Source organism: Dongia deserti (assembly GCF_003574735.1).
Lineage (GTDB): Bacteria > Pseudomonadota > Alphaproteobacteria > Dongiales > Dongiaceae > Dongia_A > Dongia_A deserti.
Map to the genome: position 1 here is coordinate 53,688 of NZ_QORW01000010.1, position 13,271 is coordinate 66,958.

Genomic DNA, 13,271 nt, shown 5'->3' on the forward strand with positions numbered 1-13,271 from the left:
CGGCGGCATCATGATGGATTGGGACAAGCTCAGGATCTTTCATGCGGTCGCCGAGGCTGGCAGTTTCACCCACGCCGGCGAAACGCTGAATCTCAGCCAATCGGCGGTCTCGCGCCAGATCAGCTCGCTCGAGGAGAGCCTCAACGTCTCCTTGTTCCATCGCCATGCGCGCGGCCTGATCCTGACGGAACAGGGCGAATTGCTCTATCGCACCTCGCACGAGGTGTTCTCGAAGCTCGCCATGGCGGAAGCGCAGCTGGCGGAGAGCAAGGATAGGCCCAAGGGCCAGCTCAAGGTGACGGCGACCCAGGCATTCGGTTCGTCATGGCTCACGCCGGTGCTGGGCGAGTTCATCGAGCACTACCCCGACGTCCAGGTCGACCTGGTGCTGGAGGATCGCGAGCTCGATCTGTCCATGCGCGAAGCCGATGTCGCCATCCGCATGCAGCCGCCGCGCCAGCCGGAGCTGATCCAGCGCCACCTGATGACGGTGCATCTCGGCTGCTACGCCTCGCCGACCTACATCAAGCGCCACGGCATCCCGAAGATGCCGGAGGAGCTGGATAGTCATCGCATCATCGTCTATGGCGAAGATACGACCAAGCCGCCGGTGCCGAATGTCGACTGGCTGCTGCGCGCCGGTACCAAGAAGGATCACCAGCGCAAGCCGATCCTGCGCGTCAACAGTACCTACGCCATCCTGCGCGCGGTGCAGAGCGGGCTCGGCTTGGCTTCGCTGCCGGAGTTCATGACCCTGGAATCGAGCGCCCTGGTGCGCGTGCTGCCGGAGCTGCAGGGCCCGCGCATCGACGCCTACTTCGTCTATCCGGAAGAGCTCCGGAACTCGAAGCGCATCCAGGTCTTCCGCGACTTCCTGCTGCGCAAAGTCGCCGAAAGCAAGATGACGACTTAGCGCGGCGGTGATGCCGTCTCAGGTGGGCTGCGCAATCAGCGCGCCTAACTCGCGGTCGTGGCGCCGACTCAGCAAAGCGAGCGCAACTATTGCCCCAATGAGGGCGCAGAGCATGTCTGCCTGGGTATCCCAGGGATCGCCCTGTGTCGCGAGATAGGCTGCCGCATCGGCGCCCAGGATGAGCGCGCTCGCCCACTCGATCATCTCGAAGAATGCGCTGAAGGCCAGGCAGACCGAAACAACGAGGACCGGCAGCCATTTGCTCCGGGCGAGCGGCGAAAGGCGGAACAGGATCTCCCGCACCAGGATCGCCGGTATGAAGCCCTGCGCCAGGTGACCCAGGCGGTCATAGTGGTTGCGCGTCAGCCCGAACAAATCCCCGAACCAGAAGCCCAGCGGCACCCGCGCATAGGTGTAATAGCCGCCGAGAATCAGGATCAGCGCATGCACGAACAGCAGGCGATAGAGCAGCGGCGTCAGCGGAAATGCCGGCCGCGTGGCGATCAGCAGCGGGATACCCACGACCACCCAGGAGACTTCCATGGCCCAGGTCAGCCGATCGTACGGCGTGATCCCGCTGTAGATCAGGGCAGCCAGCGTAAACGCCAGCAGCAGGCGTAGTTCCCATGCACTTCGCCGATCGCTGAGCAGCGTTATCCCCAGGTCATTGGACCCGCTGGCCGACAGCGACCGGGGCCCATCGCAGGATGATACCCTAGCGCCGCCCCCGCATGGAATCCGCGACCTGACGCGCGCGCTCGTCCTGCTTGGCGGAATTGACCGCCAGCACGGCATGCACGACCGCGATGCCCCACAGCACGATAAAGGGTGCCCCGGGCAGCAGAATGAAGATCAGGCCCAGCACGATCGCGAGCACGCAGATCAGAAAATTGAAGATCGCTTGGAAGATCTTCCCATAGATCAGCAGCGCCAACGGGGGCAGGACGATCGCAACGAGATAGATCATGTGGACGCTCCGAGGCCTTCCCTGTGACCGAGTCGTGGTTAATCCCTACATAACAGCCGGCGGCGGCGGCCGCCAGAAGCGCTGCCGATTCGTCGGAGTCGCCGACGATTCGCCGGATTTTACACATCGACGCATAGCTGCCTGGCTTAGCCTAAGCTCCTGTAACGGAATGATAAAACAGCTATGCAGCATCTGCATGCTTCATATGTGCATTTTTGGCTAGTGCTCGAGTCGGTTCATTCCATATTGTGTGTTTGTGTTGGTCAGCAACACTGTTGCCGGTTTGCAACGGCGCTGGCCCGAAGAGTTTCGGAGCTTGAATGCTCCAGTCAGAATACCTAGCTGCAACGGTTAGGTATGAGGGTCTTCGGATCCTACGTCTCCCAGACGTAAAGCCTCCCTGTTTAACTTGCCGGGTCTTCGGACCCGGCATTTTTTTTGAGCGTCACCCAACCATCGAAATACCCTCGGCCGTCATGTTGCTGCCCGTGCCGCCGTCAGGCGTTTGCGCACCGGCAGCGCCAATTGCCGCAAATGCGATCTCGCACCAATCCTTCACGACCGGTCTGTAGACGTCAGCATCGGCGTGCAGGGAAAAGGCGCGGTCGACTGAGCGGATGTAAAGCGGCCGCCACGCATCATCGGCCATCCCGGCTATCCGGGCAACGGCTTCGGCAGCGCTGTCCATATCGGTATAGGGGGTTCCCGCATCTTCGACGTAACCGCGCAGTTCCGGCAGGTCGCGGAACAGGACATGCGCCCCGGTCGCCATCGCCTCGGCAATTGATACCGGCATCCCAATGGCCGTTCCCTTCGGATGGCCCGGCGGATGGAGCGTATGCAGGTAGATGCCGGCCTGGCCAACGAGCTTGGCGATTTCCTCGCGCGGAACATCGAACATGAGCTCACAGGGCGTGCCCGAGTCGGCCCAGTCCTCCTTCAGTCGATCGACATATCCTTCAGCCTTTTTGCAGGTGACGGCGGCGACCACAAAGCGGACATCGGGAACCCGCTTCGCAAGCTCGAAGCAGAACTGGAGATCCTTGCTCGGCAGAGCCGCGCCGGTCCGCACTGCAAGGTGCCGATTCTTCCTCGCGTTCGGCGCGAAAAGCCGGCTGTCGAATGCGCTTCTGATCATGCGGATGCGCGGATCGGGTCGGTCAGCGGGCACCTGATGCGGGAAGAGGTAAAGCCGCCTGAGCCAGGGCCATTCCAGTATGCGGTTCATGGCGGCAGCACTGAATTCGAAGCCATGGGCGCGCGCGGTGATCGGCAGGCCGAACCGGGCGAACGTCTCGATCTGTTCTCGGCCGAAGGTAATCCAGTGAATGTGCAGGAGGTGCGGACGCACCTTCTCGATGGCCTCTGCCAAGCTGCCGCGATGCACCGGAACGCTCGGCGGATAGGATGCGGCAGGACCAGTCTCGCACCACACCTCCACCGTCACGCCCCAGCGAAGCATGCCCCTGATCTCGGTTTCGATGTAGGTCTCGCTGAGTTGCGGATAGTGCCAGATGACGTAGAGAACGCGCAGGTCCTTGGCTACTGCGGGAATGGTCTGCCACTTCTGCCTGATCTTGAATGCATTGTCTCCCAGGGTGGCAATCCGAGTGATCCGATCCTTCAGTCCGCCGCCATATTCGGCAGCGATAACCGGCAGTTCAAGGGGCGCGCGGTCAGCCGTGTAGCGGAGCAGCAGATCCCAATCCATCAGCCGGGTCAGGCTCTCGTCAAACCCGCCGTAGCGCCCAACCAGCACGCGCCGGTGCACGACCACATTCAGGTCGATGAAATTGCCGCGCAACAGACCGGCCCGATCGAAGCGGTCGAAGAGAGTCCGTCTCCCGTTCAATCCATGCTCGCTGGTAACGAGGGCACCATAGACGAGATCGACACTGTCGTCGGCGAACGCGTTCACCGCAGCGGCAAGGAAGCCCGGGAACCAAGCGCAGTCGGAATCAAGATAGGCGATCAATTCCCCGCGCGCCCGTTGCAGCCCGAAATTCCGTGCCGAAGCCGCACCCTCGAACGGCCGCGGATGGACGAAGATGCGCGGATCGGTGAACAGCGTGGCAAGCGACGGATCGCCATGATCATCGCTGCCGTCATCGACGATGATCAGTTCCCATTGGCGGAAGGTCTGAGACAGGACACTGCGTACCGCACGCCCCAACACGTGCGCCCGCTGCCGTGTCGGCATGATCACGGAAACGACCGGGTTTGAAGAGGACACATGAGATGTGCCCACAGCGGCGCCGGACACACCGATCAACAATCGTTCCAGCAATACGGATTGCTCGGATAGCCGCGCATTATCGCGGCGAAGCGACTTAGCCTCCTGCTGCAGCGCCAATAGACTTGCTTCAAGTTCGCGGCTCTTGCCTTGCATTGCGGAGGATACGCTTTGCAACTCAGCCTTCAGGCGTTGAACCTCGCCCGGCAAAGGAGCGATCCGTTGATCGAGACGTCTGACCTTGTCCCGCAATTTTTCGACTCGGCGCTTGATCCCGCCGATGATGGGGGCCAAGACGAGGGAGCGGAGGCGCCGGGCGACAGAGCGCAAGCGTGCCACGCAGCGCGCAAGCGCACCCGGCGCAAAAGGTGCACGAGACCCGGATTGGCCGGTCGGAAGGGTCACGCAGCCATCCCCCTGTTGGATGCGTATCTACGATTATTAGTGGCTGGCGCGCTTCATGTCCATGTTCGGCCGAGCTTGCCCAATGTGTGGCGGATATCAGGGTACTGCCAGCGGGCTACCGCCCCGCTGGAGTTTACTTGCTGCTCTTCCAGCCCTGATAATTTCTTCCTACTGGATCCCGATCGAATTGAAGAACCGTACCACGCGGGCGAGCGCGTTGGTCACCTCCGGCGAATGGGTGATGTCGTCGAGCGCCTGGGTCGAGGAGCCCATGACCGCTTGGCCGGCTTTCTTTCAGGCGGCATAGAGCGTAGGCCCCTCGAAACCCTTGAGCTCACGCTGCTGAGGCGGGCTGCCAGCCAATTCGGCCTGGGCGCGTTCATAGACCGCCTGCGTGACCAGGATTTCACCCGCTGCGGCCGCCGATTGCACTCGAGACGCGAGGTTCACGACGGTCCCGATTGCGGTCAGGTCGCGATGCGACCGGCCGAACTCCCCAAAGCTGAGTTCCCCGCAGTGGATTCCGATGCCGACCCCCAGCTCTGCGCGGGCGAGGCCGAGTTCCTCGCCGAGCCGCCTGGCGTTCCAGCGCCGTTGGATCTCCTGCGCTGCGAGCACGGCCTGCCTCGGATGGTCGCCCTGCCCGATGGGGAAGTTGAAGATCGCCATGACGGCGTCCCCGATCGTCTTGTTGAGCAGACCGTCGCGTTCCCAGATGGCGTGTGCGCATTCGTCGTAGAAGGCATCCAGCAGTCCTGAGACGGCTTCCGAAGACTGGGACTGGGAAAGGCTGGTGTAGCCTCTGAGATCAGCAAACAGGATGGTCGCATCGATCGTGATCTTCCGGGCCTTCATCACCTTCGTGAACATCAGCTCGCAGATCGTGCAGGTATTAGGGTTCATCCGGCTCGGACGAATGCCGAACAGGCGGAACGGCACCGAAAGCACACCCTTCAAGGGTACCGGCACGTGCATCTGCTGCCAGCAGCCCTTGCAGATTCTCGCTTGATGCGGCGTCACGAGTACCTTTCTTGGCTGAGGGGGGTTACTGGATCCCGATCGAATTGAAGAACCGTACCACCCGGGCGAGCGCGTTGGTCACCTCCGGCGAATGGGTGATGTCGTCCAGCGCCTGGGTTGAGGACTTCATGGCCGCCGTGTCCGGCTGCGGCGCCCTCACCTCCTGCTCCAGGGCGGAGATGTGGCCCAGGATGTCGCTAAGTTCATCCTCCGAAAAGCCGGCCTCCCGCACTTCCTTACGGAAGCGCTCCAGCGCCATCCTGGCTTTTTCGCGGTGGTCTTCTTTCATGGGCAAGGGCTCCGCAGGTAGCCGGTCACAACCCTAGTTTACACCGGATTTGCCGCGGGCAAGAGCGGCCTTTGAGCACGCCATCCGCCACCCTATTTTTTTTCCATGCACCAGGCCGGACTGACCGACGCCGATGTGCGCGACTTCATCGAGAACGGCTTCCTGCGGATCGAGCGCGCCTTTCCGCCGGCACTCGCGGCAGCCGCCCGCGCCATCTTGTGGCGAGATACCGGCTGCGATCCCGATGATACGCGCACCTGGACCAGGCCGGTGGTCCGGCTGGGCGAGTATGCCGGCCCGCCGTTCGCGGACGCGATCAACACGCCCGTCCTGCGCGACGCGTTCGACCAGCTCGTGGGAAAGGGCTGCTGGGTGCCGCGCTGGAGCCTGGGGACATTCCCCATCCGCTTTCCCTCCCCTGACGATCCGGGGGATACCGGCTGGCATATCGACGCGAGCTTCGCCGGCGAAGGCAGCAGTCCGACGGACTACCTGTCCTGGCATGCGAACGTATCATCCAGGGGACGCGCCCTGCTGATGCTGCTCCTGTTCTCCGACGTTGGCGACGACGATGCGCCGACCCGTATCCGCGTCGGCTCGCACCGCGACATCGCGCGGCGCCTGACTCCGTTCGGCGAGCAGGGTGCTTCCTTGAAGGAGTTGGCAGGCAACGGCTTCGCCGAATCTGCCCAGCGACCGGAAGCGCTGGCGACCGGAGAGGCTGGCACCGTCTATCTCTGCCATCCGTTCCTTGTCCACGCCGCCCAGCCGCACCGCGGCACGCAGCCGCGTTTCATGGCGCAACCGCCGCTCTTTCCGGCAGAACCCTTGCGCCTCAATCGCCCCGACGGTGCCTACTCTCCCGTCGAGCAGGCAATCCGTCTCGCGCTGACAGAGGTCACATGAACAGCTTTTCGTTCTGCAGGTTGGCGTAGAGCGGCGCCACGAACTCCGCGTAGCCGTTATAGAGCAGGGTCGGCCGCGGCTCGTCGCTACCGAGCACGCGTTCGGTCGCCTGGCTCCAGCGCGGATGCGGCACTTCCGGATTGACGTTGGCCCAGAAGCCGTATTCGTTGGCCTGCAGCGCCTGCCAGAAATTCACCGGCCGCTCGTCGGTGAAGGTGATCCTCACCAGCGCCTTGCCGGACTTGAAGCCGTATTTCCACGGCAGCGCAATGCGCAGCGGCGCGCCGTTTTGTTTCGGCGCCGGCTTGCCGTACATGCCGGTCACCATGAAAGCCAGATCGTTCTTCGCCTCTTCGATGGTGAGACCTTCGACATAGGGCCAGGGATAGAACGGGATCTTTTGTTCGCCCGCAACTTCCGGATTCATGAAGGTCTCGAGCCGCAGGTATTTCGCTTCGGCCTTGGGTTCGACCAGCTTCACCAGCTCCTTCAGCGCGAAGCCGCTCCACGGCACCGCCATGGACCAGGTCTCGACGCAGCGATGGCGATAGAGCCGCTCTTCCAGCGGCATCTTCTTCATAAGGTCGTCGATGCCGATCTGCATCGGCTTGTCGATCATGCCATCGATCGTCAGCACCCATGGCCGGATCGGCAGGGCCTGTGCTTCTTCGACCAGGCGCTTGCCCGAGCTGAATTCGTAGTAGTTGTTGTACGTCGTCGCCCACTGCTCGTCAGTGATGTCGCGGTCGAGCTTGTAGGTCTCGTTGCGCTTGAACGGATAGAGCGAGGCCGATGGATCCTGCTCGGCCGGCGCGGCGCTCGATCCCGCCTGTGCCCCCTGCTTCTCCTCGCACGCGGACAGGATGGTCATCGCGCCGATTGCGGCGCTGGTGGTCAGGAACTTGCGCCGATTGAAGAACACGTGCTCCGGCGTCGCCAGGTGCTCCGGAAGTTCCCAACCGCGCTTGATCTTGATGTACATGCCAATGGCTCCTCGGAAGAGGATCGCAGCCACAAAAACAATGGGCGGCCTCGCCGCTCATCGCAAGTCACAATGGATTGAGAATTTGGGCTATTTGCTCAGCAGGGCGCGCAACATCCATGCCGTTTTTTCATGGATCTGCAGGCGCTGGGTCAGCAGGTCCGCCGTCGGCTCGTCACCCGCCTTCTCGGCAGCCGGAAACACGGCACGGGCCGTGCGGGCGACCGCTTCCTGCCCATCCACCAGTTGCCGAATCATCTCCTCGGCTCTGGGCTGGCCCGTCTCTTCCTTGATCGAGGAGAGCTTGGCATAGGCTGCGTAGGAGCCCGGCGCCGGATGGCCGAGGGCGCGGATGCGCTCGGCGATCGCGTCGACCGCCAGCGCCAGTTCGTTGTATTGCGTCTCGAACATCAGATGCAAAGTGTTGAACATCGGCCCTTCCACGTTCCAGTGGAAGTTATGGGTCTTCAGATACAGCGTGTAGGTATCCGCCAGCAGCTTGCTGAGACCGTCCGCGATCGCCTTGCGGTCCTTCTTCGAAATGCCGATGTCGATTTCCATGGCTCACCTGTCCGATTGAGGGGAAGCGCCATTATTGCGCTCCCCTATTGTCGCCAGCAAGTGATTTAGAATTGTTACAAAGTGCTGCGGCCTCGCGACGCCGCAGCCGTCTTCGTCACTTCAGCGCTTCGCACGCCCGGATGATGCGGGTGCACGCCTCGCGCAGCGCCTCGGTGGACGTCGCGTACGAGATGCGGAAGAAGGGTGACAGCCCGAACGCCGAGCCCTGCACCGCTGCGACGCCTTCCGCCTCGAGAAGATACGTGACGAAATCGTCGTCGGTCTCGATCACCTTGCCCTGCGGCGTCTTCTTGCCGATCGCGCCGGCGCAGGACGGATAGACGTAGAACGCGCCCTCCGGCCTGTGGCAGCGGATGCCCGGCGCCTTGTTCAGCATCTCCACCACCATGTCGCGGCGCGCTTTGAAGCTCTCATTGTGCACCGGGATGAAGTCCTGCGGGCCGCTCAGCGCCTCGACCGCGGCAGCCTGCGAGATCGAGGACGGATTGGACGTCGACTGCGACTGCATCTTCGCGATCGCCTTGATGAGCGCGACCGGACCGCCACCGTAGCCGATGCGCCAGCCGGTCATGCAATAGGCCTTGCTGACGCCGTTCACGGTCAGCGTGCGGTCATAGAGCTTCGGCTCCACTTCGGCCGGCGTCGAGAATTGGAAGCCGTCGTAGACCAGGTGCTCGTACATGTCGTCGGTCATGACCCAGACATGCGGATGCTTGAGCAGCACGTCGGTCAGCGCCTTCAGCTCCGCGCGCGTGTAGGCCGCGCCGGTCGGATTGGACGGCGAGTTCAGGATCACCCACTTGGTCCTGGGCGTGATCGCTTTCTCCAACGCCTCTGCGCTCAGCTTGAAGCCGCTGTTCTCGCCGCACGGCACGAATACCGGCTTGCCTTCGCACAGCAGCACCATGTCCGGATAGGACACCCAGTACGGCGCCGGGATGATCACCTCGTCGCCGGCATTCAGCGTCGCCGCCAGCGCGTTGAACAGCACCTGCTTGCCGCCGGTGCCGACGGTGATCTGCTCCGGCTTGTAGTCGAGGTTGTTCTCTCTGCTGAACTTGGCGCAGATCGCCTTCTTCAGCGCCGCGGTGCCGTCGACGTCGGTGTATTTGGTGTCGCCGGCCATGATCGCCTTGATCGCGGCCTGCTTGATGTTGTCCGGCGTGTCGAAGTCCGGCTCGCCGGCTCCCAGGCCGATGACATCTCGGCCCGCCGCCTTCAGCTCCCGCGCCTTGCTGGTGACGGCGATGGTGGGCGAGGGTTTGATGCGGTCCAGACGTTCGGCGATGAAGGACATGATCGGTCTCGGCGGGATGGTGGAAAAGCGGGCGGGACCTTAATGGCCGTGGCCGTTCTACGCAACGCCGAATCCTGCATTTCAGGCCTGCCGCAGGCTGTGTACTGCTACATTTTCGGCCGGCACCTACGCTTTAGGCGACGCGCTTGGCCGCGAACACGCTCACCACCACGCCCGCCGCCACCGCCCAGGTGCCGACCCCGACCGGCTCTCCCAGCAGCAGCGCCGCGAGGCCGAGGCCGGCGAAGACTTGCAGCAATTGCACTTGCCCGACGCGCGCCGCCCCGCCAAGGGCAAGGCCGCGGTACCAGAACAGGAACCCGACGAACATCGAGAACACCGAGACATAGGCGAAGCCCGCCCAGGCGCTGGCCGGGGCTGAGGCGATCGTTGCCGGCCAGAACAGCACCGATCCCACCACTGCCAGCGGCAGCGAGACCACCAGGGCCCAGGAGATGACCGCGACGCTGCCGAGGCGCTTGGTCAGCCGGCTGCCATAGGCATAGCCCATGCCGCAGGTGACGATTGCCGCCAGCATGAAGAGGTCCGCCAGTTCGAACTCCAGTCCGCCGGAAACCCACGCGTAGCCCGCGACGAGGCCCGAACCCATCACCGCGAACACCCAGAACAACGGGCGCGGCCGATCCTGCCCGATCAGCGCGGCAAAGCCGGCAGTCGCCAGCGGCAGTAGGCCGTTGAAGGGGATCACGTGGCTGGCCGGTACGAATTTGAGCGCAAGTGCGGAGAAGAGCGGGAACCCCACAACCACGCCGAACGCGGCGAGCGCTAGATCGCGCCAGTCGGCACGCGCCGGCAGCGGCGCACGCAACACCAACAGCGCGCCCACCGCCAGCAGCCCCGCGATGAGCGCGCGCCCTGCAGTCACGAACCACGGATCCAGGGCTTCAACCGCCACCCGCGTCGCCGGCAGCGAGGCAGAGAAGATCAGCATGCCGGCCATCCCATGCGCCCAGGCAGTCCAGTCGCTCGCTCGGTGTTCACTTGCAAGATTGACCGACGTCATACGCACCATCCAACCGGAGTTCCCTCCCCCGAGGCGGGGGAGGGTTAGGGTGGGGGCGAGGCGGCTCAGCTCGGCGCAGTCTTCGCTCGAGAGAACAACCCCCACCCCGACCCTCCCCCAGCTTGGGGGAGGGAGTTCATGCGCGTGTGACGATGCCGACGTTGCGCTCGCCAACCCAGGGACAGCTGCGTTACAATCTTGCAGACTGTACTGGTACGGATACTATGACAGTTGCCTCACCCACGCTCACCGAGAAAATCGGCGCCGCCATCCTGGCGCGGATCGAGGCGCGCGCGCTGGCGCCGGGCGCGCGCCTGCCCTCCATCCGCAGCGCCGCCGGCGAGTTCGGCGTCAGCAAATCCACCATCGTCGAGGCCTATGAGCGCTTGGTCGCTTCCGGCCACATCCAGGCGCGGCGCGGCTCCGGCTTCACCGTGACCGCGCGCCGCGCGACGCTGAGCCTGCAGGAGCTGGCGCCGAAGCTCGATCGCGCGATCGATCCGGTGTGGGTTGCGCGCCAGTCGCTGGAAACCGAAGAGCGCGCCTTGCGTCCCGGCTGCGGGTGGCTGCCGGAGAGCTGGCTGCCCGAAGCGGATCTGCGGCGCGCGCTGCGCGGCGTCGCACAGGCGCCGCATGCCAAGCTGCTGGAGTATGGCCACCCGCTCGGCTATCTGCCACTGCGCCAAGCTCTGCAAGCGCGGCTCGCGGAACTGGAGATCGACGCACCGCCGACGCGCATCCTGCTGACCGACGGCGGCACGCAGGCGATCGACCTGACGCTGCGTCACCTGCTGCAGCCCGGTGATTCGGTCCTGGTCGATGATCCCGGTTACTTCAACTTCCACGCCAATCTGCGTGCCCATCGGGCGGTGGCGCTGCCGGTACCGCGGCGGCCGGATGGCCCCGATCTCGCGCGCCTTGCAGAGCTAGCGCAGCAGCACAGGCCGCGGCTCTATCTCATGAACGCCGCGCCGCATAATCCGACCGGCGGCGCGCTCTCACCCGCGATCGCCCATCGGCTGCTGCAGCTCGCGGAATTGCACGATTTCCGCATCGTCGAGGACGACGTGTTTGCAGACTTCCGCCGCCATCCGACCCCGATCCTGGCGGCACTCGACGGACTCAAGCGCGTGATCCATCTCGGCAGCTTTTCCAAGACACTCTCCGCCGGGATGCGCTGCGGCTACATCACCGCCGACGAGGCCACAATAGACGCGCTGCTTGATCTCAAGATCGCCACCTGCTTCGGCAGCGATCTGGCCGCCGCACAGATGGTGCATCGCCTGATCGCTGACGGCACCCAGCGCAAGCACGCCGAGCGCATCCGCCGTCGCCTGGCCGCTGCCATGGGCCAAGTCGGCAGCAAGCTGCAAGCCCTCGGCCTCGCCTATTGGCAGGAACCGCGCGAAGGCCTGTTCCTCTGGATGCGCCTGCCGGACGGGCGCGATGCCGCGGAGCTCGCGCGCCGGGCCCTGCGCCATAACATCGTGCTGGCGCCCGGCAACGTGTTCAGCACCTCGCAATCGTGGCCCGACTACCTGCGCTTCAACGCGCCGCAAAGCCAGCACCAGCGGCTGTTCGAGTTCCTGAAAGCGAAGCTGAAGGCGCACGCTTGAGGATTGCTGGAAGGCCGGCCAAAATGGCGACAAGACCATCCGACGGGAGGATATCGCCATGACCAAGGTGCGCGGCGGATTGATCCAGATGGCGCTGAAGGCGCCGACCGAGAAATCGCCGGAGGAGATCAGGCGCGCGATGCTCGATGCCCATGCGCCGCTGATCGAGAAGGCCGGCGGCGAGGGCGTGCAGATCCTGTGTTTCCAGGAGGTCTTCACCCAACCCTATTTCTGCCCGAGCCAGGATGCGAAATGGTACGCCGCCGCCGAGCGGATTCCGGACGGCCCGACGGTCAAGCTGATGCAGGAGTTCGCGAAGAAGTACCAGATGGTGATCGTCGTTCCGATCTATGAGGAGGCGATGACCGGCGTCTACTACAACACGGCAGCGGTGATCGATGCCGACGGCACCTATCTCGGCAAGTACCGCAAGACCCACATCCCGCAGGTCGCCGGCTTCTGGGAGAAGTTCTTCTTCAAGCCCGGCGCGTCGGAATATCCGGTGTTCAACACGCGCTACTGCAAGCTCGGCGTCTATATCTGCTACGACCGCCACTTCCCGGAAGGCTGGCGCGCCCTCGCGCTCAACGGCGCGGACTATATCGTCAATCCATCCGCCACCGTAGCGGGACTCTCCGAGTATCTCTGGAAACTGGAGCAGCCGGCCTCTGCGGTCGCCAACGGCGTTTATATCGGCGCGATCAATCGCATCGGCCGGGAGACGCCCTGGAACATCGGCGAGTTCTATGGCCAGAGCTACTTCGTCAACCCACGCGGCCAGATCGAGGCGATCGCCAGCCGGGACAAGGACGAGCTCATCATCCACGACATGAACTTCGACATGATCCGCGAGGTGCGCAACACCTGGCAGTTCTTCCGCGACCGCCGGCCGGAAACCTACGGCCCGTTGACGGACATCGGCTAAGTCAGTTGGTCATAAACTGCGGCCAAGCAGCGACCTGTTCGCCAGATCAAACTTGCGCCACGAGCGGACGGCGTGCGGCGCGACAATCGGCCAATGCGTGGAGCCACCGGAA

Annotated in this window: 13 protein-coding genes; 4 read left to right on the top strand and 9 right to left on the bottom strand. The window is 63.7% G+C overall.

Features of this window, described 5'->3' with window-relative positions:
* The first annotated feature begins 13 nt into the window (after nucleotides 1-13).
* Complete coding sequence (locus DTX69_RS16650; RefSeq protein ID WP_119302859.1) at nucleotides 14-913, top strand: LysR family transcriptional regulator; 900 nt, start codon at nucleotides 14-16, stop codon at nucleotides 911-913.
* Between the two features lie 18 nt (nucleotides 914-931).
* Here DTX69_RS16650 and DTX69_RS16655 read toward each other — a convergent pair whose 3' ends face one another.
* From DTX69_RS16655 to DTX69_RS16675, 5 genes are all read right to left on the bottom strand, one after another.
* Nucleotides 932-1,456 (bottom strand): DUF2238 domain-containing protein, encoded by a 525-nt coding sequence (locus DTX69_RS16655; RefSeq protein ID WP_119302688.1) that lies wholly within the window; start codon nucleotides 1,454-1,456, stop codon nucleotides 932-934.
* A gap of 172 nt (nucleotides 1,457-1,628) precedes the next feature.
* Nucleotides 1,629-1,880: a YqaE/Pmp3 family membrane protein gene (locus tag DTX69_RS16660; RefSeq protein WP_119302689.1), complete on the bottom strand. Its 252-nt coding sequence runs from the start codon at nucleotides 1,878-1,880 to the stop codon at nucleotides 1,629-1,631.
* A gap of 445 nt (nucleotides 1,881-2,325) precedes the next feature.
* A complete protein-coding gene (locus tag DTX69_RS16665; RefSeq protein WP_162917284.1) occupies nucleotides 2,326-4,407 on the bottom strand; it encodes a glycosyltransferase in 2,082 nt (693 codons plus the stop codon).
* A gap of 405 nt (nucleotides 4,408-4,812) precedes the next feature.
* A complete protein-coding gene (locus DTX69_RS16670) occupies nucleotides 4,813-5,538 on the bottom strand; it encodes an adenylate/guanylate cyclase domain-containing protein (protein ID WP_284735835.1) in 726 nt (241 codons plus the stop codon).
* 25 nt (nucleotides 5,539-5,563) lie between these two features.
* Nucleotides 5,564-5,827, bottom strand: coding sequence for a hypothetical protein (locus DTX69_RS16675; RefSeq protein WP_119302691.1), 264 nt, complete (start codon nucleotides 5,825-5,827; stop codon nucleotides 5,564-5,566).
* 105 nt (nucleotides 5,828-5,932) lie between these two features.
* Here DTX69_RS16675 and DTX69_RS16680 point away from each other — a divergent pair, with 105 nt between their 5' ends.
* Nucleotides 5,933-6,733, top strand: a complete 801-nt coding sequence (locus DTX69_RS16680; RefSeq protein ID WP_119302692.1) for a phytanoyl-CoA dioxygenase family protein — start codon at nucleotides 5,933-5,935, stop codon at nucleotides 6,731-6,733.
* On the opposite strand, the gene msrP is transcribed toward DTX69_RS16680, so the two are convergent.
* The 4 genes from msrP to DTX69_RS16700 form a co-directional block, all read right to left on the bottom strand.
* Nucleotides 6,726-7,715 carry a protein-methionine-sulfoxide reductase catalytic subunit MsrP gene (gene msrP, locus DTX69_RS16685; RefSeq protein WP_119302693.1) on the bottom strand — a complete coding sequence of 330 codons (990 nt, stop codon included), beginning with the start codon at nucleotides 7,713-7,715 and terminating at the stop codon, nucleotides 6,726-6,728. The genes DTX69_RS16680 and msrP overlap by 8 nt on opposite strands.
* A gap of 90 nt (nucleotides 7,716-7,805) precedes the next feature.
* Nucleotides 7,806-8,276 (bottom strand): Dps family protein, encoded by a 471-nt coding sequence (locus DTX69_RS16690; protein WP_119302694.1) that lies wholly within the window; start codon nucleotides 8,274-8,276, stop codon nucleotides 7,806-7,808.
* A 115-nt stretch (nucleotides 8,277-8,391) separates the two neighbouring features.
* The gene (locus DTX69_RS16695) at nucleotides 8,392-9,594 is read right to left on the bottom strand and encodes an aspartate transaminase (protein ID WP_119302695.1); all 1,203 of its coding nucleotides are present in this window, start codon (nucleotides 9,592-9,594) and stop codon (nucleotides 8,392-8,394) included.
* Nucleotides 9,595-9,727: 133 nt separating this feature from the next.
* A complete protein-coding gene (locus DTX69_RS16700) occupies nucleotides 9,728-10,546 on the bottom strand; it encodes a DMT family transporter (RefSeq protein WP_284735836.1) in 819 nt (272 codons plus the stop codon).
* A gap of 296 nt (nucleotides 10,547-10,842) precedes the next feature.
* On the opposite strand from DTX69_RS16700, the gene DTX69_RS16705 reads away from it, so the two are divergent.
* Nucleotides 10,843-12,234, top strand: a complete 1,392-nt coding sequence (locus DTX69_RS16705) for an aminotransferase-like domain-containing protein (RefSeq protein WP_119302697.1) — start codon at nucleotides 10,843-10,845, stop codon at nucleotides 12,232-12,234.
* 58 nt (nucleotides 12,235-12,292) lie between these two features.
* Complete coding sequence (locus tag DTX69_RS16710) at nucleotides 12,293-13,159, top strand: nitrilase-related carbon-nitrogen hydrolase (RefSeq protein ID WP_119302698.1); 867 nt, start codon at nucleotides 12,293-12,295, stop codon at nucleotides 13,157-13,159.
* Nucleotides 13,160-13,271: the final 112 nt, after the last annotated feature.

Bases quoted from the DNA above. Each gene is read 5' to 3' on its own strand.
- msrP (WP_119302693.1), bottom strand. From the start codon at position 7,715: ATGTACATCAAGATCAAGCGCGGTTGGGAACTTCCGGAGCACCTGGCG.
- DTX69_RS16680 (WP_119302692.1), top strand. From the start codon at position 5,933: ATGCACCAGGCCGGACTGACCGACGCCGATGTGCGCGACTTCATCGAG.
- DTX69_RS16700 (WP_284735836.1), bottom strand. From the start codon at position 10,546: ATGCTGATCTTCTCTGCCTCGCTGCCGGCGACGCGGGTGGCGGTTGAA.
- DTX69_RS16690 (WP_119302694.1), bottom strand. From the start codon at position 8,276: ATGGAAATCGACATCGGCATTTCGAAGAAGGACCGCAAGGCGATCGCG.
- DTX69_RS16675 (WP_119302691.1), bottom strand. From the start codon at position 5,827: ATGAAAGAAGACCACCGCGAAAAAGCCAGGATGGCGCTGGAGCGCTTC.
- DTX69_RS16660 (WP_119302689.1), bottom strand. From the start codon at position 1,880: ATGATCTATCTCGTTGCGATCGTCCTGCCCCCGTTGGCGCTGCTGATC.
- DTX69_RS16650 (WP_119302859.1), top strand. From the start codon at position 14: ATGGATTGGGACAAGCTCAGGATCTTTCATGCGGTCGCCGAGGCTGGC.
- DTX69_RS16695 (WP_119302695.1), bottom strand. From the start codon at position 9,594: ATGTCCTTCATCGCCGAACGTCTGGACCGCATCAAACCCTCGCCCACC.
- DTX69_RS16710 (WP_119302698.1), top strand. From the start codon at position 12,293: ATGACCAAGGTGCGCGGCGGATTGATCCAGATGGCGCTGAAGGCGCCG.
- DTX69_RS16655 (WP_119302688.1), bottom strand. From the start codon at position 1,456: ATGGAAGTCTCCTGGGTGGTCGTGGGTATCCCGCTGCTGATCGCCACG.
- DTX69_RS16705 (WP_119302697.1), top strand. From the start codon at position 10,843: ATGACAGTTGCCTCACCCACGCTCACCGAGAAAATCGGCGCCGCCATC.